The 22274-nt window shown below is 67.0% G+C and carries 23 protein-coding genes; 11 read left to right on the top strand and 12 right to left on the bottom strand.

Features of this window, described 5'->3' with window-relative positions:
• Positions 1 to 28: 28 nt before the first annotated feature.
• The 8 genes from HNP02_RS25730 to ipdE1 form a co-directional block, all read right to left on the bottom strand.
• Complete coding sequence (locus HNP02_RS25730; protein WP_184443395.1) at positions 29 to 898, bottom strand: hypothetical protein; 870 nt, start codon at positions 896 to 898, stop codon at positions 29 to 31.
• A gap of 115 nt (positions 899 to 1013) precedes the next feature.
• Positions 1014 to 2162 (bottom strand): steroid 3-ketoacyl-CoA thiolase FadA6, encoded by a 1149-nt coding sequence (gene fadA6, locus HNP02_RS25725; protein ID WP_184443503.1) that lies wholly within the window; start codon positions 2160 to 2162, stop codon positions 1014 to 1016.
• Between the two features lie 10 nt (positions 2163 to 2172).
• The gene (gene kstR2 / locus HNP02_RS25720) at positions 2173 to 2766 is read right to left on the bottom strand and encodes a TetR family transcriptional regulator KstR2 (protein WP_184443393.1); all 594 of its coding nucleotides are present in this window, start codon (positions 2764 to 2766) and stop codon (positions 2173 to 2175) included.
• Between the two features lie 49 nt (positions 2767 to 2815).
• A complete protein-coding gene (locus tag HNP02_RS25715) occupies positions 2816 to 4366 on the bottom strand; it encodes a DUF4153 domain-containing protein (protein WP_184443391.1) in 1551 nt (516 codons plus the stop codon).
• Positions 4363 to 5394, bottom strand: a complete 1032-nt coding sequence (locus HNP02_RS25710; protein WP_184443389.1) for a HAMP domain-containing sensor histidine kinase — start codon at positions 5392 to 5394, stop codon at positions 4363 to 4365. Before HNP02_RS25710 ends, HNP02_RS25715 begins: the two co-directional genes overlap by 4 nt.
• A complete protein-coding gene (locus HNP02_RS25705) occupies positions 5391 to 6065 on the bottom strand; it encodes a response regulator transcription factor (RefSeq protein ID WP_184443388.1) in 675 nt (224 codons plus the stop codon). The genes HNP02_RS25710 and HNP02_RS25705 overlap by 4 nt, the downstream gene beginning before the upstream one ends.
• A 93-nt stretch (positions 6066 to 6158) precedes the next feature.
• Positions 6159 to 6950 (bottom strand): (5R,7aS)-5-hydroxy-7a-methyl-1-oxo-2,3,5,6,7,7a-hexahydro-1H-indene-carboxyl-CoA reductase, encoded by a 792-nt coding sequence (gene ipdF, locus HNP02_RS25700; protein WP_184443386.1) that lies wholly within the window; start codon positions 6948 to 6950, stop codon positions 6159 to 6161.
• A 28-nt stretch (positions 6951 to 6978) separates the two neighbouring features.
• Positions 6979 to 8142: an acyl-CoA dehydrogenase IpdE1 gene (ipdE1, locus tag HNP02_RS25695; RefSeq protein ID WP_184443384.1), complete on the bottom strand. Its 1164-nt coding sequence runs from the start codon at positions 8140 to 8142 to the stop codon at positions 6979 to 6981.
• Positions 8143 to 8189: 47 nt separating this feature from the next.
• On the opposite strand from ipdE1, the gene fadD3 reads away from it, so the two are divergent.
• From fadD3 to HNP02_RS25675, 4 genes are read left to right on the top strand one after another with little or no spacing between them, the layout of a single operon-like run.
• On the top strand, positions 8190 to 9725 hold the full coding sequence (gene fadD3 / locus HNP02_RS25690) for a 3-((3aS,4S,7aS)-7a-methyl-1,5-dioxo-octahydro-1H-inden-4-yl)propanoate--CoA ligase FadD3 (protein WP_184443381.1): 1536 nt from the start codon (positions 8190 to 8192) through the stop codon (positions 9723 to 9725).
• Complete coding sequence (locus HNP02_RS25685) at positions 9725 to 10903, top strand: acyl-CoA dehydrogenase family protein (protein WP_184443380.1); 1179 nt, start codon at positions 9725 to 9727, stop codon at positions 10901 to 10903. Before fadD3 ends, HNP02_RS25685 begins: the two co-directional genes overlap by 1 nt.
• Positions 10900 to 11868 carry an acyl-CoA dehydrogenase family protein gene (locus tag HNP02_RS25680; protein ID WP_184443378.1) on the top strand — a complete coding sequence of 323 codons (969 nt, stop codon included), beginning with the start codon at positions 10900 to 10902 and terminating at the stop codon, positions 11866 to 11868. Before HNP02_RS25685 ends, HNP02_RS25680 begins: the two co-directional genes overlap by 4 nt.
• Complete coding sequence (locus HNP02_RS25675; protein ID WP_184443376.1) at positions 11865 to 12806, top strand: acyl-CoA dehydrogenase family protein; 942 nt, start codon at positions 11865 to 11867, stop codon at positions 12804 to 12806. The genes HNP02_RS25680 and HNP02_RS25675 overlap by 4 nt, the downstream gene beginning before the upstream one ends.
• Here the strand turns inward: HNP02_RS25675 and HNP02_RS25670 are convergent.
• Positions 12803 to 13135: a DUF1330 domain-containing protein gene (locus HNP02_RS25670; protein WP_184443375.1), complete on the bottom strand. Its 333-nt coding sequence runs from the start codon at positions 13133 to 13135 to the stop codon at positions 12803 to 12805. The two genes, HNP02_RS25675 and HNP02_RS25670, sit on opposite strands and share 4 nt — an antisense overlap.
• Positions 13136 to 13159: 24 nt before the next feature.
• Between HNP02_RS25670 and HNP02_RS25665 the strand changes: the two genes are divergently transcribed.
• The 3 genes from HNP02_RS25665 to HNP02_RS25655 all read left to right on the top strand — a co-directional run bounded on the left by HNP02_RS25665 (position 13160) and on the right by HNP02_RS25655 (position 16358).
• Positions 13160 to 13486, top strand: a complete 327-nt coding sequence (locus HNP02_RS25665; protein WP_184443373.1) for a helix-turn-helix transcriptional regulator — start codon at positions 13160 to 13162, stop codon at positions 13484 to 13486.
• Between the two features lie 10 nt (positions 13487 to 13496).
• Positions 13497 to 14666 (top strand): pyridoxal phosphate-dependent aminotransferase, encoded by a 1170-nt coding sequence (locus tag HNP02_RS25660; protein WP_184443370.1) that lies wholly within the window; start codon positions 13497 to 13499, stop codon positions 14664 to 14666.
• Between the two features lie 117 nt (positions 14667 to 14783).
• The gene (locus HNP02_RS25655; RefSeq protein WP_184443368.1) at positions 14784 to 16358 is read left to right on the top strand and encodes a DUF4407 domain-containing protein; all 1575 of its coding nucleotides are present in this window, start codon (positions 14784 to 14786) and stop codon (positions 16356 to 16358) included.
• Between the two features lie 83 nt (positions 16359 to 16441).
• Here the strand turns inward: HNP02_RS25655 and HNP02_RS25650 are convergent, their stop codons facing one another.
• Together HNP02_RS25650 and HNP02_RS25645 are read right to left on the bottom strand one after the other, a co-directional pair.
• On the bottom strand, positions 16442 to 17188 hold the full coding sequence (locus HNP02_RS25650; RefSeq protein ID WP_184443366.1) for a 3-hydroxybutyrate dehydrogenase: 747 nt from the start codon (positions 17186 to 17188) through the stop codon (positions 16442 to 16444).
• Entirely contained in the window at positions 17185 to 18528 is a 1344-nt protein-coding gene (locus tag HNP02_RS25645) for an MFS transporter (RefSeq protein WP_184443364.1), read from the bottom strand. Before HNP02_RS25645 ends, HNP02_RS25650 begins: the two co-directional genes overlap by 4 nt.
• Positions 18529 to 18641: 113 nt before the next feature.
• On the opposite strand from HNP02_RS25645, the gene HNP02_RS25640 reads away from it, so the two are divergent.
• The 4 genes from HNP02_RS25640 to HNP02_RS25625 all read left to right on the top strand — a co-directional run bounded on the left by HNP02_RS25640 (position 18642) and on the right by HNP02_RS25625 (position 21713).
• Complete coding sequence (locus HNP02_RS25640) at positions 18642 to 19550, top strand: LysR family transcriptional regulator (RefSeq protein ID WP_255506899.1); 909 nt, start codon at positions 18642 to 18644, stop codon at positions 19548 to 19550.
• A gap of 45 nt (positions 19551 to 19595) precedes the next feature.
• Positions 19596 to 20369 carry an alpha/beta fold hydrolase gene (locus HNP02_RS25635; RefSeq protein ID WP_184443360.1) on the top strand — a complete coding sequence of 258 codons (774 nt, stop codon included), beginning with the start codon at positions 19596 to 19598 and terminating at the stop codon, positions 20367 to 20369.
• Positions 20366 to 21325, top strand: coding sequence for a hypothetical protein (locus HNP02_RS25630; protein WP_184443358.1), 960 nt, complete (start codon positions 20366 to 20368; stop codon positions 21323 to 21325). Before HNP02_RS25635 ends, HNP02_RS25630 begins: the two co-directional genes overlap by 4 nt.
• Before the next feature lie 118 nt (positions 21326 to 21443).
• On the top strand, positions 21444 to 21713 hold the full coding sequence (locus HNP02_RS25625) for a fibronectin-binding protein (RefSeq protein ID WP_184443356.1): 270 nt from the start codon (positions 21444 to 21446) through the stop codon (positions 21711 to 21713).
• Here HNP02_RS25625 and hsaB read toward each other — a convergent pair.
• Complete coding sequence (gene hsaB, locus HNP02_RS25620; protein WP_184443354.1) at positions 21710 to 22273, bottom strand: 3-hydroxy-9,10-secoandrosta-1,3,5(10)-triene-9,17-dione monooxygenase reductase subunit; 564 nt, start codon at positions 22271 to 22273, stop codon at positions 21710 to 21712. The genes HNP02_RS25625 and hsaB overlap by 4 nt on opposite strands.
• Position 22274: the final 1 nt, after the last annotated feature.

Below are 22274 nucleotides of genomic sequence, written 5' to 3'. Positions count from 1 at the left end.
CACCAGCGTGTCGCGTCGTCAGATTCACTCACCAGGTAACGCCCCGGTCGCGAAGCGCAGCAGCCACCCTCTCGACGAAGGTGCCCCGCCGGAACTTCAGCAGGTCCCTGCTTGCCCTGATGATCTTCCACCCGAGATCCTGCAAAGCGACCTGCCTGTCGATGTCGCGCTGACGGACCGCGGGATCCGTCCAATGCTGCGGGCCGTCGTACTCGATGCCAACCAGAACGTCCTCGTAGCCCATATCGATTCGGGCGACGAAACACCGGTGGTCGTCGTAGACCTGGATCTGCGTCCGGGGCCGCGGCAAGCCGGCGTCGATCAACACCAATCGCGTGAGCGTCTCCTGAGGAGACTCAGCTCCACCGTCCACCACCGGAAGCACCTTCCGCAGCCGAGGCATCCCGCGGGCGCCAGGATGCGCGGCCATGACGGCTTCGACGTCGATGAGCTTCACGTCGGTGGCATTCACCAGAGCGTCGAGCCGTTGCACGGCTCGCAACCGCGAGGATGTGCGACGTCCCAGGTCGAAAGCGGTTCGCGCGGCGGTCGTTACGGGCATGCCGTCCACCTCGAGGGTTTCGCCCGTTGCCAGCGCGTCGGAGTGAACGATCAGCTTGGCCGGCGGCCTGCGATTGTCGTGGATGAGCTCCGCGGGCTGGGCGCCGTCGACCCACTTTGTGCCAAGCATCGCGGCGGCGGACTGGCCTGCGACGGTTCCGCGGCGCCGCGACCACAGCCACGCGGCCTTGGCCCTCGCGACCGCCGAGGGCGCGACACCCCATGGGATGTAGACACCGGGATACACGGGTTCATAGAGCGTCCGCATCGCGCGCTCGGGAATCACACGCGCCGCCAACGCCTCCGACCCGATGAAGGGCCACGGTAGCTCTGCCATGGCCGAATGTTGCCAACGACCACCGACAAGCTTGCGTGTGTGAATCTGGCTACGCAACACGCCGGTGGGGCGTCGCCAGATGCACGAACGGCGGGGAAGGAGGGAGGGGCGGGGGCTAGAGCCGCTCGATGATGGTGACGTTGGCGGTGCCGCCGCCCTCGCACATCGTCTGCAGTCCGTAGCGACCTCCGGTGCGCTCCAGCGTGTTCAGCATCGTCGCGAAAAGCTTTGCGCCCGTTGCTCCGAGCGGGTGACCAAGAGCGATGGCGCCGCCGCTCGGATTGACCTTGGCGGGATCGGCCTTGGTGTCCTTCAGCCACGCCATCACGACGGGCGCGAAGGCCTCGTTGATCTCGACGGTGTCGATGTCCTCGATGGACAGCCCCGTCCTGTCCAGCGCGTACTGAGTGGCCGGGATCGGACCCGTCAACATGAACACCGGATCCGCGCCGCGCGCGCTGATGTGGTGGATGCGGGCGCGTGGCTTGAGGTTATGGGCCTGCACTGCGCTTTCTGACGCCAACAGCACCGCACTGGCGCCGTCGGAGATCTGGCTGGCCATCGCTGCGGTCAAGCGGCCACCCTCGACCAGAGTCTTGAGCCCTGCCATCTTCTCCAGTGAGGTATCGCGCGGGCCCTCGTCGGTGACGAAGCCCTCCACCGGAATGATCTCGTTCTCGAAGTAGCCAGCGCGGATCGCCTCTTGGGCCCGCTGGTGGCTGGTGAGCGAATACTGCTCCATCTCCTCGCGCGAGATGTTCCACTTCTCCGCGATCAGCTCGGAGCCGCGGAACTGAGAGATCTCCTGGTCGCCATAGCGGTGCAGCCAGCTCTTCGACTCGCTTGTCGGCGAGGTGAAGCCGAACTCCTTGCCGACGATCATCGCCGAGCTGATCGGGATCTGGCTCATGTTCTGCATGCCACCCGCGACGATGATGTCCGCGGTGCCCGACATGATCGCCTGTGCACCAAAGGAAATGGCCTGCTGACTCGAACCGCACTGGCGGTCGACCGTGACGCCGGGCACCTCTTCCGGGAAGCCCGCCGCCAACCACGACAGGCGCGCTATGTTGCCGGCCTGGCCACCGATGGCGTCGACGCATCCGGCGATCACGTCGGTGACTGCGCTGGGGTCGACGTCGTTGCGCTCGAACAGGCCACGCCACGCGGCCGCACCCAGATCGACGGGGTGAACTCCAGCCAGCCCTCCGTTGCGCTTGCCGACCGCGGTTCGCACAGCATCGATGACGTACGCCTGTGATATCCCAGTCATGTCAGTCCATTTCTTTCGTGATGCCGCCAAGAACGATGGCGAGGTATTGCCGGCCGACTTCCTCAGCCGTGAGTGGTCCGCCTGGCTGATACCAGCGGACCGAAACCCAGGTGGTGTCGCGGATGAAGCGGTAGACGACGTCGACGTCGATGTCGGGCCGGAAGCATCCGTCCGTGATCCCCTGCTTCAGCACGTCGAGCCACATCTTGCGCTGTTCGCGGTTGCGCGCCTCGACGAAGCCGAATTGCGGAAGTGCCGAGAGCCGCTTGGCTTCGTCCTGGTAGATCACGACCTGCGCGTGGCGATGCTCGATGGCTTCGAACGACACCATGAACAGCCCCTTGACGCGCTCCAGCGGATCGGGCTCGGTGTCGACGATCTGCTGGTACCGCTCGAAGAGCCAATCCAGGAAGTCGCCGAGGACCTCCTCGACCATCTGTTCCTTGGACTTGAAGTGGTGATAGAGGCTGCCTGAGAGGATGCCTGCCGAGTCGGCGATGTCGCGCACGGTCGTCGCGCGCAGCCCACGGTCGGCGAACATCGTCGCGGCGAGCTCGAGGAGCTCGTCGCGGCGGCTCGGAGGCGCCTTGTCCACCAACCCACTATATCGACCAAGCGCTTGCTTGGCTACCGCGGGGCCATTGTCAGTCGGACCGCGTCCAGTACGCCTCGCACGAATCCCGCGATGCCGTGCCACCGCCGGTGGCGCGCGACCTCGACACGTTGAACTGATACCAGGCGTCGGGCTCGCGGTCGCGGTACCTCGCGCACTGTCGCACCTCCTCCGGCAGCCGTTGAAGTGCAGGCTCGACGTCCTGCGACAGGGACAGCAGGTAGTCGGTGTCCAACAGCCCGGTCTGCTCGTAGCGGTCGATGTTGCGATCGGCGATCAGTCTCTCGGGATTGATGGCGGCCAGCCCGAGCAGGGCCACCGCGCCCGCCAACAGAACCGCACGGGGTAGCCATCGCGCCGTCATGCGGATGCCGGCCACGGCGATGAGGACGAACACTGCACCGAGCCAGAGCTCGATCGTCACCACCATCACCCGCTCGGTGCTGAAGCCATACGCCTGCTGGTAGAGCCACATCCGGTGGATCGCCGAGATCACCACGACGACCGAAGTGGCGCAAAGAGTTCCGACGAGAACCCGCAGGATCCGACGATCGGCGACGGTCACGCGCCCGGCCACCCGGATGGCGACGCTGAGCACCAGCAGGGTCAGCGCGGAGACCCAGAGCAGCTGCCAGAACCCCTGCCTGGCGTATTCGGCGTAGGTCAGCCCTTCGGTCTCCAGCACGTGCGTATGCCCGCCGAACAGCACGGTCGCCTGCACCACCACGAAGGCGATGAACAGCGCGTCGAGCACGCCGAGCGGCAACGCCCACTCCCACCGCTGCACCGGTCGCATCGGCTTCGGGGCCATGGCGTCCAGCTTCGGCGCGAACCGCACGACGTAGCCGCCGGAGAAGACGAACGCCAGCACGATCCCGAAAACCACGACACGGGCCACGAATTCCCCTGCGTTGAAGGCGGGCACCAGATCGCCGACCAGCCGTGCGAACGCGGGATCGGCAGCCGCGAACAACGCACCGAAGACCAGCCCGAGCACCACGGTGATGCCGACGACGACGAGGCCACGAACCAGACTGGGAGTGCCTACGCCCCTGAGGCCAACGACACGCTCCGAGCACCGCACCCAGCCGAGCACGCGCGCCGGTAACACCCATGGCACCAACGGTCCCGTGAACACCGCGGTCCACGTGCGGCCGCCGACGAGCGTGCACCACCCGACCGCCCATGCCGCGATGATGCACAGCCCGCCAACCCATTCGGCCGCAAGCAGGCCGGGCACCGCGAGAAGTGCCAGGGTCAAGGCGATCCCGAGCCATTCCACACGGGTGGGACGACGTTCGGCGGTGCCGTAGACCACGCCGAGGACGACGATGCCCACGACCAAGTACGCGACGCTCATGACCGACGGGCGCCACAGCGCGGTGCCCACGATGCCTGCGACGAGCGCCAGCACCACCAGTCGGCGTGATGCGGAGGCGAGCGGGTCGAGAGGCCAGATGCGGTGCGGCCAGACCGTCCAACCCGGTTCGCCGTACTCCGGCAGCGCCGGACCGTTCAGCGGAGGAGGAGGCGGTGGCGGGGGTGGCGGGTAGCCGTACACACCCGGAACCATCGTCGTCATGCGAGCTCCTCCGCTGTCGCCAGATCGGGCAGCGTGACCCTGATTCGGCATCCCGTTCGGACATCGACCACTTCGATCGTGCCGCCGTGCAATTCGACCGCCCAGCGGGCGATCGCCAGACCGAGTCCGGTGCCACCGTCGGACGTCGCACCACGGCCGAAGCGCTGGAAGACCAGTTCGTGCTCGGCGGGCGGAATGCCGGGCCCCTCGTCGCACACGTCCAGATGCAAACCTCCCAGCTCTCCCGCACTCGCCTGCACCGACACCCGGCCGCCCGCCGGACTGTGCCGAACGGCGTTGTCGACCAGGTTGACGACCACTTGCCGCAGGCGTGCCGGGTCGGCGACCGCGGCCAGGTCGGACGGCGAGACGTCTACTGCGATCCGCACGTTCGCGGGCGATACCGCGACGTGTTCGATGGCGTCGTGCAAGAACTGGTCGACCCGAAACAGTCCGAGCTGCAACGGAATTGCACCACCTTCGACGCGCGAGAGGTCGAGCAAGTTCGTCACCAGCTCGCCGAGGCGTGCGGTCTGGGACAACGCCATCCGCATCGTCTCGGCGTCGGGTTCTGCGACGCCGTCGACGACGTTTTCGAGCACTGCATGCAGGGCGGCGATGGGCGTGCGTAGCTCGTGTGAGACGTTGCCGATGAGTCCCCGCCGGTACTCGTCGGCAGCTCCGAGGTCAGCTGCCATCTGATTGAACGCCGTTGCCAACTGGCCGATTTCGTCACGGGACGTGGCGCGTACCCGGCGGCTGTAGTCGCCGCGAGCCATGGCGCCCGCGGCGTTGGTCATCTGCCGCAATGGAGACGTCATTCCGTGGGCCAGAAACTGGGTGAGCGCCAACGAGGTGACCAATGCCGCGAGGAGTGCGTATCGGAACTGCCAACTCGCGCCTATCCAGAAGGTGAAGGAGGCCAGGATGATTGCGCTGCCGACCAGCAGCCCCATCTTCATCTTGAAGGATGCGAACGGATCGAGAGGCCGGGGCAGTCGGTCCCAGACTGCGGCGAATCCGCTCATCGTGGCGTTTCCAGCGCGTAGCCGACGCCGTGCACGGTCCGGATCAAGTCGGGTCCCAGCTTGCGCCGCAAGGCCTTGACGTGACTGTCGACCGTCCGGCTCTCCGCGCCGGAAGGGGGTCCCCAGATGTGCTCGAGCAGTACAGCTCGCGTGATCGCGGTGCGCGGGCGGGCGGCAAGGAAGGCAAGCAAGTCGAATTCGATACGGGTCAGGTGGATTTCGCGCTCCTCGTGGTGAACTCTGCGCTCCTGCAGGTCAAGTCGATAGCCACCGACGGACAACGTCTGCGCTTCACCCGCGTCACCGGCCCGTTCCATCCGGCGGAGCAGCACCCGCACCCTTGCGACGAGTTCGCGCATGCTGAACGGCTTGGTGAGGTAGTCGTCGGCGCCGACGCCAAGACCGATCAACATGTCGGTCTCGTCGCTGCGGGCGGTCAACATCAGCACCGGGATGGACCGCTCCGCCTGAATCCGCCTGCACACCTCGAGGCCGTCGAATCCCGGCAACATCACGTCGAGTACGACGAGATCAGGTGCGGTCGCCGAGGCGGTCGCCACCGCCGACGGCCCGTCGACCGCGGTCTCCACCAGGAAGTCCTCGGCGCGCAGCCTGGTTACGACGGCGGCGAGGATCGTCGGCTCGTCCTCGACCACCAGTATTCGTTTCACACAACCGACTGTAAGTGCTGGTTGTGGAGCAATCGGTCAACGATTGTGAAGATACCGTGGAGATTGCTCGGCTCGCCGAGACGGAGTAGCCGCTCAGGCGTGCTGGCTGGATACCGAGATCACTTCGCCAGTCAGGTAACTGGAATACTCACTGGCCAGGAACGCGATGGTGGCGGCGATTTCCCACGGCTCGGCGGCCCGGCCGAACGCCTCGTCCGACGACAACCGGTCGAGCAGTTCCGTGCTGCTGGTCTTCTCTAGAAACTTGTGCCTCGCGATGCTCGGCGACACGGCGTTGATCCTGACGCCGAACTCGACGGCTTCGATTGCGCTGCACCGGGTCAGGGCCATCACGCCTGCCTTGGCGGCGGCGTAGTGCGACTGCGAGTGCTGCGCCCGCCAGCCGAGCACGCTGGCGTTGTTGACGATGACGCCGCCGTGTCCGGCACCGCGGAAGTATCGCAGGGCGGCGCGGGTGGCGCGCATGACCGACGTCAGCGTGACGTTGAGGACCCGATCCCATTCGTCGTCGGTCATGTCGATCACGGGCGTCTGACCGCCGAGCCCAGCGTTGTTGACCAGGACGTCGATGCGTCCCATCTTCTCCACCGCGCCGGTGAAGAGCGCGTCGACGGCTTCTGTGGAGGTCACGTCGCACACCACGGCCTCGACGCGGCCCAGCCCGAGCCCTGCGAGTTCCTCGCGGGTCTCGCCAAGCCGCCGTTCGTGGTAGTCGGAGACGACGACGTCGGCGCCCTCGGCGAGCGCCCGCCGTGCCGTCGACGAGCCGATGCCCGTTCCGGCGGCGGCCGTCACCAGGACGACCTTGCCTGCGAGCAGCCCGTGTCCCTCGATCTCCTTCGGGGCAGCCGATAAGTCCGTCATCGTTGTCTCTTCTTCGCGCAAGCGCTCATCAGCCCTTGACCTCTCGTGGCAGGCCGAGCACCCGCTCGGCGATGATGTTGCGTTGGATCTCGTTCGACCCGCCGTAGATGGTGTCCGAGCGCGAGAACAGGTACAGCCGTTGCCATTCGTCGAACTCGCCGCCGTCGAGCGTCAGGCCTGCCATCCCCTGGACGTCCATGGCGATCTCACCCAGTTCGCGATGCCAGTTGGCCCACAACAGCTTCGACACTGAGTCTTTTCCCGGGGCGGCCTGACCGCCTCCTTCGACATCCATCGTCGCCAGCGCATAGGACCGCATCGCCTGCAGCCCGGTCCACGACCGGGTCAGCCGCTCGCGGATCAGCGGGTCGTCGATGGCGCCGTTGGCCTTGGCCAGTTCGACGAGGCCGGAATGCTCACGCGCATAACGGATCTGTTGGCCCAGCGTGGATACCCCGCGCTCGAACGTCAGCGTGCCCATCGCCACGCGCCAGCCGTCGCCGGGTTCACCGACCACCAGGTTGGCGTCCGTGCGGGCGTCGTCGAAGAACACTTCGTTGAATTCCGAGTCGCCCGTGAGTTGGACGATGGGGCGGATCTCCACGCCCGGCTGATCCAGCGGCACGAGCAGATACGACAGCCCTGAGTGCCGCTTGGAGCCCCTCTCGGTGCGGGCGACGACGAAGCACCACTGCGACAAGTGCGCCAGCGACGTCCATACCTTCTGCCCATTGATCACCCACTGGTCGCCGTCGAGTTCGGCCGCGGTCGACACGTTGGCGAGGTCACTGCCCGCGCCGGGCTCGGAGTAGCCCTGGCACCACAGCTCGGTGACGTCGAGAATCTTCGGCAGGAACCGATCCTGCTGCTCGGCGGTGCCGAATGCGATCAGCGTTGGGCCGAGCAGTTCCTCACCGAAGTGGTTGACCTTGTCGGGCGCATCCGCACGGGCGTACTCCTCGTAGAACGCGACACGGTGCGCCACGGACATCCCGCGTCCGCCGTGCTTCTCCGGCCAACCCAGACACGTGAGGCCCGCCTTGGCGAGATGCTGGTTCCATGCCACCCGTTGCTCGTATGCCTGATGCTCGCGCCCCGGCCCGCCAAGGCCCTTGAGCGCGGCGTATTCGCCGACGAGATTGTCGGCGAGCCACTGCCGGACCTCGGCCCGGAACTCCTGGACCCCTATCACCCTTGTAGGCTAACCTACCAAGCACTTGCTTTGTTAGAGGAGCATCCATGAGCAGCGAGCCACGGACCATTCCACAGGTCCTGGACGAGATCGCCGACCGCTTCTCCGACCACGACGCACTGGTCACCGAGGACCGCCGGTTGACGTTCGCGCAGCTCCACGCCGAGGTCAGGCAGGCCGCCGCGGCGATCATCGACCTTGGCGTGAACGCAGGCGACCGGGTGGCGATCTGGTCGCCGAACACCTGGCATTGGGTGGTCGCGTGCCTGGCAGCGCACTACGCCGGCGCCGCCGTGGTACCCCTGAACACCCGCTACACCGCCACCGAGGCCACCGACATCCTGGCCCGCACCGATGCACCACTCCTCATCGCCATGGGTCGATTCCTCGGCTCCGACCGAACCACCGAACTCGACCGCGCAACGCTGCCCGCGCTGCGACACATCGTGCGGGTCCCCGTTCAAAAAGGCGATGCGGGCGCGGCGACATCATGGGACGAATTCGTGGCCCGCGGCACGGATCTCGCCGCAGTGGACGCCCGTGCCGCCGCCCTGTCCCCCGATGACGTCGCCAACATCCTGTTCACCTCGGGGACGACGGGTCGCAGCAAGGGCGTGCTGTGCTCGCATCGGCAGTCGCTCGACGCGCCTGCGGCGTGGGCCGCGTGCGGTCAACTCACCAGCGACGACCGCTACCTGTGCATCAACCCGTTCTTCCACAACTTCGGCTACAAGGCGGGCATCCTGGCCTGCCTTCAGACGGGCGCGACGCTGATCCCCCAGCTGACGTTCGACCCCGAGGGCGCGATGCGCGCGGTGCAGGAACACCGCATCACGGTGTTACCAGGGCCCCCGACCATCTACCAGGTGCTCCTCGACCATCCCAAACGCGCCGACTACGACCTGACCTCGCTGCGGTTCGCGGTCACCGGTGCGGCGACGATTCCGGTGGTGCTGATCGAGCGGATGCAGACCGAGCTGGACATCGACATCGTGCTCACCGCCTACGGCCTCACGGAGGCAAGCGGATTCGGCACCATGTGCCGGGCCGACGATGACGCGGAGACTGTGGCGACCACCAGCGGACGGCCGATCGCCGACTTCGAGCTCGCCATCGCCGACGAGACCGGTGAAGTTCTGCTGCGTGGCCCGAACGTCATGCAGGGCTACCTCGACGACCCGAAAGCCACCGCGGCAGCGATCGACGCAGACGGCTGGCTGCACACCGGTGACATCGGAACCCTCGACGAGAAGGGCAACCTGCGCATCACCGATCGGCTCAAGGACATGTACATCAGCGGCGGTTTCAACGTCTACCCGGCCGAGGTCGAGCAGGTGCTCGCCCGGCTGGATGGCGTCGCCGAGTCCGCGGTCATCGGTGTGCCCGACGAGCGGCTCGGTGAGGTCGGCAAGGCGTTCGTCGTGACCAAGCCGGGAGTGAGCCTCAACGAGAAGACCGTGATCGCCTACACGCGTGAGCATTTGGCTAAGTTCAAGACCCCACAATCGGTGGAGTTCCTCGACGTGCTGCCCCGCAACCCAGGCGGCAAGGTGGTCAAGCCACTGTTACGAGAAAGAGCCTGATGGACCTGACCTTCGACGACGCGACAGAGCAGTTCCGGGCCGAAGTCCGTGACTTCTTGTCCGCCAACACGTCTGCATTCCCGACGAAGTCATACGACACCGCCGAGGGCTTCGAACAGCACCGGCACTGGGACAAGGTGCTGTTCGACGCCGGTCTTTCGGTGATCGCATGGCCGAAGGAGTACGGCGGGCGGGACGCCACCCTGTTGCAGTGGATCGTGTACGAAGAGGAGTACTTCCGCGCAGGCGCACCGGGCCGGGCCAGCGCCAACGGAACGTCGATGTTGGCGCCGACGCTGTTCGCGCATGGTACGAAGGAGCAGCTGGATCGGGTCCTGCCCAAGATGGCCAGCGGCGAGGAGATCTGGGCGCAGGCCTGGTCGGAACCCGAGTCGGGCAGCGACCTTGCCTCGCTGCGTTCGACGGCCACCAGGGCCGACGGCGGCTGGAAGCTCAACGGCCAGAAGATCTGGAGTTCGCGGGCTCCGTTCGGCGAGAGGGCATTCGGGCTGTTCCGGTCGGACCCGGATGCGCAGCGCCACAGGGGCCTGACGTACTTCATGTTCGACTTGAGGGCCGACGGCATCACGGTGCGCCCGATCGCGCAGCTCGGCGGGGACACCGGGTTCGGCGAGATCTTCCTCGACGACGTCTTCGTACCCGACGAGGACGTGATCGGCGAGGCGAACGAAGGTTGGCGCGCTGCCATGAGCACCTCGAGCAACGAGCGCGGCATGTCGCTGCGCAGCCCGGCCCGCTTCGTCGCACCGGCCGAGCGGCTGGTCAAGCTGTGGCAGGCCGATCCGGACCCCGCCTACGCCGACCGCGTCGCCGATGCCTGGATCAAGGCGCAGGCCTACCGACTGCACACGTTCGGCACCGTGACGCGGCTTGCCGGCGGTGGTGAGCTTGGCGCGGAGTCGTCGGTCACCAAGGTGTTCTGGTCGGAGCTCGACGTCGCGCTGCACCAGACCGCACTCGACCTGCGCGGCGCAGATGCCGAGCTCGCGGATTTCCCCGGACGCGAGGAGGAATCCTACAATTGGACCGACGGGCTGCTGTTCGCGTTGGGCGGTCCGATCTACGCCGGCACCAACGAGATTCAGCGAAACATCATCGCCGAGCGGCTACTCGGGCTGCCCCGCGAGAAGGCGGAGCAGGCAGGGAAGACACAGTGAACTTCGAGATCGACGAACAGCAGCGCGACTTCGCCGCAAGCATCGACGCGGCACTCGGATCCGCCGACGTGCCTGCCGCGGTACGGGCATGGTCGGCTGGCGATACCGGTCCCGGCCGCAAGCTGTGGGCCACGCTGAGCGATCTCGGTGTGACCGCGCTGGCGGTGGCCGAGGAGTTCGACGGTATCGGCGCGCACCCCGTCGACCTGGTGGTGGCCACCGAGCGACTTGGCTACTGGGGTGTACCCGGCCCCGTCGCCGAATCCATCGCCGTGGCACCGGTTCTACTGGCCGGCCAGGGCGAGCGCAGCGCCGGGCTGGCATCGGGTGAACTGATCGCGACGGTCGCGCTGCGGCCGCACGCGCCGAGGGCCGTCGATGCCGACACCGCAGGCCTGATCCTGGTCGCGGGCGACGGCGAGGTCAGCGACGGCGCCGCAGGTGAGCAGCACCAGTCCGTGGACCCGGCGCGCCGGCTGTTCGACGTCACCACGGTCGGCGAGGCGCAGAAGGCCGATACCGCACGGGCTTTCGAGTTCGGTGCGCTTGTCACCGCGGCCCAGTTGATCGGCGCAGGCCAAGCCATGCTGGACGCGTCGGTGGAATACGCCAAGCAGCGCAGCCAGTTCGGCCGCGTGATCGGCTCCTACCAGGCGATCAAGCACAAGCTGGCCGACGTCTACATCGCGGTCGAGTTGGCCCGGCCACTCGTCTACGCCGCTGCGCTGTCGCTCGCCGACGGGTCGCCGAACACCGCGCGCGACGTCAGCGCCGCGAAGGCCGCCGCGTCGGATGCGGCGTTGCTTTCGGCGCGCTCGTCGCTGCAGACGCACGGCGCCATCGGCTTCACCCAGGAGCACGACCTGTCCCTTCTGCTTTTGCGGGTGCAGGCGCTGCACTCGGCGTGGGGCGACCCGAGCTGGCACCGTCGCAGGGTTCTCGACGGATTGGAGGGCCTGACATGAGTGACGAACGGGATCTGTTGCGCGACACCGTCGCCGCGCTGATCGAGAAGCACGCCTCTCCCGCCGCGGTGCGCGAGGCCATGGCCTCGGAACGCGGTTACGACGAGTCGCTGTGGAAGTTGTTGTGCGAGCAGGTCGGTGCGGCAGCGCTCGTCGTGCCCGAGGAACTGGGCGGTGCGGGCGGCGAACTCGGCGACGCCGCCGTGGTGCTCGAGGAGCTCGGCAAGGGTCTGGTGCCGACGCCGCTGCTCGGCACCACGCTGGCCGAGCTGGCCCTGGTGGCCGCCGATGAACCCGACGCCGATGCCCTTGAGAAGCTCGCCGAGGGCACGTCGATCGGCGCCGTCGTCTTCGATCCCAACTACGTGCTCAACGGCGACGTCGCCGACGTGGTGATCGGCGTGCAGGATGGCACGCTGACCCGCTGGACGAACGTCGTCGCTCATCCGGCCGCCACCATGGATCCCACCCGCAGGCTGGCGCGGGTCGAGCCAGGCGACACCATCGCCATCGGAGCCGACCCCGGACTGGCCGACGCCGCAGCGATCCTGATGGCCGCCGAGCAGATCGGCGCCGCAAGTCGCTGCCTGGACCTGACGGTGGCGTACACCAAGGACCGGGTTCAGTTCGGCAGGCCGATCGGCAGCTTCCAGGCACTCAAGCACCGGATGGCCGACCTCTACGTCAAGGTGCAGGCGGCGCGTGCGGTGGTCGACGACGCGGTCGCGGACCCGATGCCGACGTCGGCGGCGCTGGCCAGGATTGCGGCCAGCGAGGCGTTCAGTGCCGTCGCGGCCGAGGCCGTCCAGATGCACGGCGGCATCGCGATCACCTGGGAGCACGACATCCAGCTGTACTTCAAGCGTGCACACGGCAGCGCGCAACTGCTCGGGCCGCCTCGTGAGCATCTGCGCCGCCTCGAAGCCGAGGTGCTCTAACCTGACGGGTAATCCGGCGCGCCGCCTTCGAAGACGACGATCCTGCCGGCACCGGCGTTCTTGCGCACGTCAAGCCACGGCCGGTACTCCTCGGACTCGTAGAATTCGAGGAGCTTGCTCATCGAGGGAAACTCGATCAGCGTGATGAAGTCAGGACTCCAGTCGCCTTCGAGCACGCGAGACTTCTTGTGGCGCAGGTGGTAGGCACCGCCGAACGACTCGATGATCGCACCCACATGGGCGTTGTATTGGGCCATTCCGTCGGGATCTCCGTATCCGGACTCCGGGTCGACGTGAATGAGGTATGCAGCGGCCATCTTCTCGATCACTTTCCCTCTGAATGCTACTGTTCGATGATTATCGAACAATCACTTTTGGGTGGAGGTCACATTCGCGGCACACCAGACATCGACGGCATGTCGGTCCTTCAAGCGCTGGCCGATCCGGTCCGCGTGGCAATCGTGCGCCAACTCGCGGCGTGCACAGGTGCAATGGCCTGCGGCGAGCTCGAGGTCCCGGTGACGAAATCCACCGCGAGCCATCACATCAGGACGCTGGCCCTGGCCGGGGTCATCGGCGAGCGTGAAGAGGGCAGGCGCAAGTACCTCTGGCTGCGGCGCCCTGAACTCGACACACGGTTTCCAGGGCTGATCGACATGGTCCTGCGCGCGACCGTCTAGCCTGGCTCGGGTGAATGATCGCGTGGCGCTGCGCGCGGGGATTCCGCCGTTCTACGTGATGGACGTGTGGCTGGCCGCGGCCGAGCGCCAGCGGTCGCACGGCGACCTGGTCAATCTGTCGGCCGGGCAGCCTGGCGCCAAGGCACCCGCGCCGATTCGTGCGGCCGCAGCCGACGCGCTGGCCAACGACAACCTCGGGTACACCGTGGCGCTGGGGATTCACGAACTGCGCGAGGCGATCGCCGGGTCATACGCCGACCGGCACGGCATCACCGTCGAGCCCGACGACGTCGTGGTCACCACCGGATCGACCGGCGGCTTCCTGCTGGCGTTCCTTGCGAGCTTCGACGTCGGTGATCGCGTCGCCGTGACCAGCCCCGGCTACCCCTGTTACCGCAACATCCTGTCGGCGCTTGGCTGTGAGGTGGTCGAGGTCCCATGCGGGCCCGACACCCGCTTCCAGCCGACGGTCGAGATGCTCGCGGCGATCGACCCACCCATCAAGGGCGTGGTGATCGCCAGCCCGGCCAACCCGACCGGAACGGTGATCCCACCGGCCGATCTGGCCGCCATCGCGACGTGGTGCGCCGACTCCGGCGTGCAGTTGATCAGCGACGAGATCTACCACGGTCTGGTGTATCCCGGTGCGCCGCAGACGAGTTGCGCATGGGAGACGTCGCGCGACGCCATCGTGGTGAACAGCTTCTCGAAGTACTTCGCGATGACCGGCTGGCGGCTGGGCTGGCTGCTGGTGCCGCGACCGCTGCTGCGCGCCGTCGACCGCCTGACGGGGAACTTCTCGATCTGCCCGCCCACGCTGCCGCAGAAGGCAGCCGTTGCCGCGTTCGCGCCGGAATCGATCGTGGAGGCCGACGCGCTGGTCAAGCAGTACGCGGTCAACCGTGAACTGTTGCTGCGCGGGCTGCCAGAGATGGGTCTCGGCCGGCTCGCCCCCGCGGACGGCGCGTTCTACGTCTACGCCGACATCTCGGACTTCTCCACCGATTCACTGCAGTTCTGCGCAAAGCTGTTGGGCGACACCGGCGTTGCAATTGCACCCGGCATCGACTTCGACACCGTACATGGCGGTGCCTACGTGCGATTGTCGTTCGCCGGCCCGAGGAGCGACATCGCGGAGGCGCTCCGCCGGATGGGTCCCTGGTTGACCACGGTCGGTTAGCGGGCACTCACCGGTTCGTCGTGCCCGCGCGGCTGTGAGAGGATCCATGCATCGCATCGGCGCGATGGCTCGACACCCCGTCACCTCGGAGAACACCAGAGATGATTGGAGTCCCCCATGTCCGCTGACGAAGTCCACGAGCGGTCCATCAACGTGATCACCGGCGTGGTCGTCGTGCTCGATGCCGCCCTGGCGTGGCTCGTCGCGACCCTCGCCGTCGCGGGATCGACAAGCTGGCCGGTGCTTGCCATCCTTCCGTTGACCCTCCTCTTCGGGCTCCTTGTCGGCGCGGTCATCCGCGCGGTTGCGACCGGCCCGACACGCTGGCGCAGCGTCGTGGGACGCGGCGTGGTCGCGATTGCGGTCGGGGCGGTCGTCAGCGAGCTCGCCGCGCTCGTCCTCTTCGGCAGCACGATCGATCGCCGCCTCGACGAGCAGACCGCACGCGCCGCTCTCGCCGTGCCCGCCGTCGCGCAGGCCTCAGCCGATCTCGACCAGACGCGTGGCGCCCGGACTGCGCTCGACGCCGCGGTCGAAAGTGCACGAGCGGATCGTGACGAGGCGTTGGTCGTCGCACGCTGCGAGTACAACCCGTCACCGGCATGCCCCCAGACGCGCATCACAGGCGTACCTGGTGCCGGACCCGAAACCCGAACGGCGAAGGAGCTTCTCGCAGACGCCCAGCGGGAGTTAGGTACCGCCGAAGCCGCACGTGACCGCGGTGCACCCGAGCTGGACTCGAAGATCGCCAACGCCGAGCAGGGGCTCGCGCAGGCCCGCGCGACCGTGGCGACGGGAGCGAATCATGGCCTCGGAGCACGCTGGGTCGCGATGAACGCCTACACGTTCTCCAACGTCGGCGCGCTCCTGCTGCGGTTGTTCACGCTCGTGTTCTTCGCGTTGCTCAGCCTGCTGCCGCTGATCTTCAAGTCGTGGCGCGGCGAGACGACCGACGATCGCGGCGCGGCCGCCCGCGCCGAGCGTGATCGCGCGGAGCTCCTGGCAGACACGGCGATTGCCGTCAAACGTGCCGAGGTGCGCGCGGCCACCGAAATCATGTGGGCCGACCAGCAGCTCGCAAACGCTCGATTGGCCGTTGAGGCACAGACCGAGATCGACCGCGAGCACCATCGCCGTCGGGTCATCGACGCACTCGATGGCCCGGTCCAGGTGGCTGCGCAGCGGGAGCCCGTGGACGCCGAAGCGGCTCAGGCCGAATTGCCCGCCGCCGCGGAGACAACGGAGAACCTGCCTGCACTGGTCGAATCGGGCGGTGCGGTTGAACCGCGTAGCGGGTCGCTGATCCCGACGATTCCGGACGTCACCAAGGCCGCCGCTCGCTGGCTTCGTCCGCTAGTGCCACCGTTCGTCGCCCGCGCGGTCGACACCACAACCCAACCGCTGCGGGCCGCAAGGCAGGTGTTCGAAGAGGTCGAGGAGATCACGTTCCTGCTCAAGCGCACCCACAAGGTGACCGTCAACTCCGAGGAGACTACAGAGCAGCCGCGGCAGCTCGGATCCACAGTCACCGAGGCGAAGCCCGCTGTTCAATCGGGGCGCGCAGCTCAATCGGAGCGGGCGTCGTTGAGCCGCATGCCCGGTCGCGAGCCGCAGGTCGAGCTGCTCGAACACGACGGCCCCGGTGAGTTGCGCGAAGCTGGTGGGCCGCGCCAACTGCCGCCCGCGGAGTAGATCACCAGCGCGAGTTCTGCAGCAGGGTCGCTCACGACGCGCGTAGCCACAGCCATGACGCAGAAGTGGACGATACCCGGCTGCTACCGTGCACTCCAGCCACCATCCATCGTGTACGACGCGCCAGTCACCATGCCGGCATCCGGTGAGGCCAGAAAGCCCACCAGAGCCGCGACCTCCTCGGGTTCCACCAGCCGCTTGATCGCACTTTCGGACAGCAGAATCGTCTCGACGACCTCCTGCTCGGGGACACCGTGGGTGCGGGCCTGGTCGGCGATCTGCTTGGCCACCAACGGGGTTCGGACGTAACCGGGGTTGACGCAGTTGCTTGTGACGCCGTGCGGCCCGCCTTCAAGCGCAGTCACCTTGGACAGCCCCTCAAGGCCGTGCTTGGCCGTCACGTAAGCCACCTTGTACTCGGAGGCCCGAATGCCGTGCACCGACGAGACGTTGACGATCCGGCCGAACCGCTGCGCGAACATGTGCGGCAATGCGGCACGGATCAACAGGAACGGCGCCTCGACCATCAACGCGAGCATCGATCGGAAGCGCTCCGGGCTGAACTCGGTGATCGGGGCGACGCACTGCACGCCCGCATTGTTGACGAGGACGTCGGTCTCCAGCACCAGCTCCTCGAGGGCACCCACGTCGAGAAGGTCTATCGCCCAGGCACTTCCACCGATCTCCTTCGCGAGCGCCTTGGCCGCCCCTTCGTCCACGTCGGCTACGACAACGGCGGCACCCCTGCCTGCGAGTTCCCGCGCACAGGCCGCGCCGATCCCGCTCGCACCGCCGGTGACCAGGGCGGTGCGGCCGGCCAGGTCGGTCATCCGACCGCGGCCTGACGCCGATCGGCCATCTCGTCGGCGTCGGCGACGTCGAGGGACTTCAGGTCGATGCCCTTGGTCTCGCGGGTGAACAGCACCGCGACGAGAGTGATGGCACAAGCCACGGCCAGGTACACCGCGATCGGCACCGACGAGTCGTAGATCTCCAGCAGCTTCACCGCGATGATCGGCGCCAGCGAGCCCGCCACGATCGAGGTGACCTGATAGCCAAGGGACACACCGGAATAACGCATCCGAGTTGGGAACATCTCCGCCATGATCGCCGGCTGGGGCGCGTACATGATCGCGTGGATCATCAGGCCGAGAGTGACCGAGGCCGTGATGACCACGTAGTTCCCGCTGTTCATCATCGGGAAGGCGAAGAATCCCCAGCTGGCGCCGAGTGCGGCACCCACGAAGTACACCGGCCGCCTGCCGTAACGGTCGGCGAGCCTGCCCACCAGCGGGATGACCGCGAAGTGCACCGCGTGGGCGACCAGCAGGTACCACAGGATCGAGCTGGTGTTTGCGCCCACCTGCACCTTCAGATAGGTGATGGAGAACGTGACCACCAGGTAGTACATGATGTTCTCGCCGAACCGCAGACCCATCGCGGTGAAGACGCCTCGCGGGTAGCGCTTGAGCACCTCGACGACACTGAACGACGTCGCCTTGATCTGCTCGGCCTCTCGTTGCGCCGCAACGAAGATCGGCGCATCGGTGACCTTGGTCCTGATGTAGTAGCCGACCAGCACCACCACCGCGGACAGCCAGAACGCGACACGCCAACCCCAGGACAGGAAGGAGTCGGCGGACAGCGTCCCCGTCAGCACCAGCAGGACCACAGTGGCGAGCATGTTGCCCGCGGGAACCCCGGCCTGTGGCCAGCTGGCCCAGAAGCCGCGCTCCTTGTTGGGGCTGTGCTCGGCCACCAGAAGCACGGCGCCGCCCCACTCGCCGCCGACGGCGAAGCCCTGGATGAAGCGCAACACGACGAGCAGCGCGGGCGCCCAATAGCCGATCTGACCGAACGTCGGCAGACAACCCATCAGGAACGTGGCCGCGCCGACCAGCAGCAGCGAGAACTGGAGCAGTTTCTTGCGGCCGTACTTGTCGCCGTAGTGTCCGAACACGATGCCGCCGAGCGGTCGCGCTGCGAAGCCGACGGCGTAGGTCACGAACGCTGCGAGAATCGCGTCGAGTTCGCTGGTGCCCGCCGAGAAGAACACCTTGCTGAACACCAGAGTGGCCGCGGTGCCGTAGAGGAAGAACTCGTACCACTCCACGACCGTGCCCGCCATCGATGCCGCGACCACCCGCCGCAGACCCGTGGGTGTACTCATCGCCGAGCTCCTCCATGGATTGTGATGCCCGCCACAGGCTGTCTGAGTATCGACGCACATTCCCTTCGACCGCAATGATCAAACATGCAGCACCGATCTGCAAAAATGCATACATGACTCAGGGCAACCGGCCCAGCGCCGACGACCTGCTGGTCCTGCTCGCGGTCGGCCGATCCGGCCGCTACGTGACCGCCGCCGAGGAACTCGGCATCAACCACACCACCATCTCGCGCCGCATCGCCGCACTGGAACGGTCCATCGGCGGCCGGCTCCTCGCCAGGGTGGCAGGTGGCTGGGAGCTCACCGACCTCGGCCGCGACGCACTGGCCGCCGCCGAGGCCGTGGAATCCGCCGTGCGCTCGCTATCCGCGGATTCGGCGGGCGGCCGGGCGCTCGAAGGCGTCGTGCGGATGTCGGCGACGGACGGCTTCAGCGCCTACGTCGCCGCGCCAGCCGCGGCCGCCGTACAGAAACGCCACCCAAAGGTGGCCGTCGAGATCGTCACCGCGACACGGCGCGCGACGCAGCAGCGGTCCGGCCTCGACATCGAGGTGGTTGTCGGCGAACCCCAGGTGCACCGCGCAGAGGCCATCCGGCTCGGCGATTACCGGCTGGGTTTGTACGGTTCGGCCGACTACCTCATCGAGCACGGCACCCCGGTATCGCGGAACGACCTGGCAGGGCACCCATTGGTCTACTTCATCGACTCGATGCTGCAGGTCGACGATCTCGACCTGGCCCGCAGCTTCGCGCCGACGATGCGGGAGTCCGTCACCTCCACGAACGTCTTCGTGCACGTGGAGGCGACAAGGGCCTCGGCCGGGCTGGGTCTGTTGCCGTGCTTCATGGCCGACCGGCACGACGACCTGATCCGAGTGCTGCCCGACGCGGTCGCAATTCAGTTGACCTACTGGCTGGTGACAAGGCCGGATACGTTGCGCAGGCCCGAGGTGTCCGCTGTCGTCGCCGCGATCCGCGCCAGGATGGAGGAGCAGCGGGACGCCCTCATGGGCACACCATGAGCAGATCTCTTGCGCGGACACGGGTTCACCTGGTGCAGTCGGGTCATGCCATTCCTGGACACCGATGACGGCAAGGCGTACTACCGGCACTGGGCGGCCGCCAACCCACGCGCCGTGGTGATCTTCCTGCACGGCTTCGGCGAGCACACCGGCGTCTACCACCGGTACGGCTTCGCGCTGAACGCCGCGGACATCGACCTGTGGGCCGTCGACCAGTTCGGACACGGGCTCAGCCCAGGCGAGCGCGGCGACTTCGGTTCGATCGAGGCCAGCGTCGGCCTTGCCGACCAGCTCGCCGCCCTGGCCAAGGCCGAGACTCCGGGCATTCCCCTTGTCCTGCAGGGCCATTCGTTCGGGGCCGTCGCCACCCTGTGGAATCTCATCGACAACCCCGGCAAGTACCGCGCCGGGGTGATCTCGGGTGCACCATTGGTCCCGGTCCCCGGACTGGTCGACGCCGACAGCACGTTCGAGATCGCGCCGAGCCAGCTGTCGGCCGACCCGTTCTACCTCGATTTGATGGAAAACGACCCGCTGGCCTTCGTCGACGCGGACGGCGGACCACTCGCGCGCGAGTTGGACAGGGGCTGGGACACCTTCGGAGCGAGGCTGCCTACGCTGGCCGTGCCAACGCTCGCGGTCCACGGCGCCAACGATCCGATAGCTCCGGTCGGGGCGCTGAAGGCCTACGCCGAGCAGGTCGAACCGCTGTCGCTCATTGAGATCGACGGCGGCGGCCACGACATCCTCAACGACGTCACCCACCAAGCGGTGTCGGACACCATCATCGAGTTCGTGCTCGGGGTCGCGTCGTCGTGACGACCAGGACGCGAGCCTGGGCCTGCGCCGCTGCGGCGTGCCTGGTGCTTGCGTCCTGCACGTCCCCGCAGCCTCCTCAGGCTCCGCCGTCTACGGGGTCGTCGTTCGATGGCACGTTCAGCGCTCAACTCGGTCTGCGGACCACCGTGCAAGGCGTCGAAGTTCCCGACACCGCCGCCACCGTCAAATGGGTGACCAGATCCAGCTGCGTCGACGCCGGATGCATCGCCACCGCAACAGAAGTCGCGCCGCCAGACGCCGAGGACCCACGCCCACCGAAGATGGTCTTCGACATGGTCGACGGCCGCTGGGTGTCGGTTCGGGAGGTGCCGTCGCAGTGCACGACCCCCAACGGTGATCCGATCGACGTCCAGGGCTGGCAGACGTACACGCTGGAGCCCAGACCCGACGGCACGCTGGTCGGCGCGTACACCAACAGGTCGTCGGTTGGCGGCGCATGCCACAACTCGACGCAGTCAGTCACGGTGTCGCGCACCGGCGACGCCGACGCTGGTGTCGCGGTCGGCGATCCAACCGCCGAGGAGCCGCGCGCGTCGTCCCCCGGTTCGGCACTGTGGGGTGACTACGTCCTGACCCAGACCAACCCGCAGACCGGCGAGGTGTACCCACCATCGACCTACAGCGGAAACACCCGTTGCGTGCGCAGCGGTGAGCACTGCCTGAGCTACCTGGTCGAGCCGACCTCGGCGGCCCTGCTGGTGCTGACCTTCGCCGACGGCAAGTGGACGTCCACCAGCGCACCTGACGACTCGCCATGCGACAACGGTGCTCCTGGTACGTCGGTGTTGACGGGGGAATTCGCACTGCCGCAACCGGTTCCGGATCCGATCATGTTGCTGACCGGCACCCAGCGCACCGTGCGGACGGGCGGGTGCCCAGGCGATTTGACGCTGGACGTGCGGCTCGAACGCACAGGGGACGGACCGGGCCGCTGAACGTCACCGACGCGCGAGATCGGCAGGTCTTCCATCAACTGCGGCGTCGACCGTGACATCCGGTCGACGGAATATGACCGAGGCCACAGGGCTACGCGGGCATGAGTAAGGTGATTCCATGTTGAAGAGGTCGGTGATCGCCGCGGTGAGTGCCATCGGGGCGGCTGTGCTCCTTGCGGTCCCAGCGAGCGCCGACCCCGGCGACAATCCTTGCGAATTCTCGGTCAGCTTCATCTGCCGGTTCGTCCCGATCGCGCCCGACCTCGAGGGCGACATCGACCTCACCCAGCAGCAGCCACCGGTGGATCCAGCCCCGCCACTACCGGAGCCACCACCCCCGGCGGAGGTACCGCCCCCGGCGGACATCTGCGCGAACGGGTGTATCTAAAGCCAGGTGTCGGCGGTGGTGGTGGTGATGAAGGCCTCGAGGTCATCGCGCCACTGCGCAGGCGTGGTCTTGTCCGGTTCGATGCCGGTGTACTCGCCGCGGTAGAACAGCAGCGGCCTTGGCTTCTTCTTCGGGATCTCGGAAAGCGAGTGCACCGCCCCGAACACCACGAAGTGATCGCCACCGTCGTGCACCGAGTTCACCGAGCAGTCGATGTGCGCGAGCGTGCCGTCGATCACTGGTGAGCCGAGCGCCGAAGGGCTCCAGTCGATTCCGCCGAACTTGTCGGGCTCCTTCGAGCCGAACCGGGCCGAGACGTCCTTCTGATTCTCGTGCAGGACGTTGACGCAGAACTTGCCGCTGGCTTCGATCGCCTGCCAAGACCGCGACATCTTGGTCGGGCAGAACAACACCAGCGGCGGATCGAGCGACAGCGCCGCGAACGACTGGCAGGCAAAACCAATGGGCACGTCGTCGTGCACCGTCGTGATGATGGTGATGCCCGTGCAGAACTGCCCAAGCACGTGGCGGAACGTGCGCGGATCGATCGGCTCAGGCATA

It is taken from the genome of Mycobacterium sp. AZCC_0083 (genome assembly GCF_014202335.1).
GTDB lineage: Bacteria > Actinomycetota > Actinomycetes > Mycobacteriales > Mycobacteriaceae > Mycobacterium.
The sequence above is the reverse complement of the archived record's forward strand: the minus strand, read 5'-3'. Positions and strand labels throughout refer to the sequence as shown.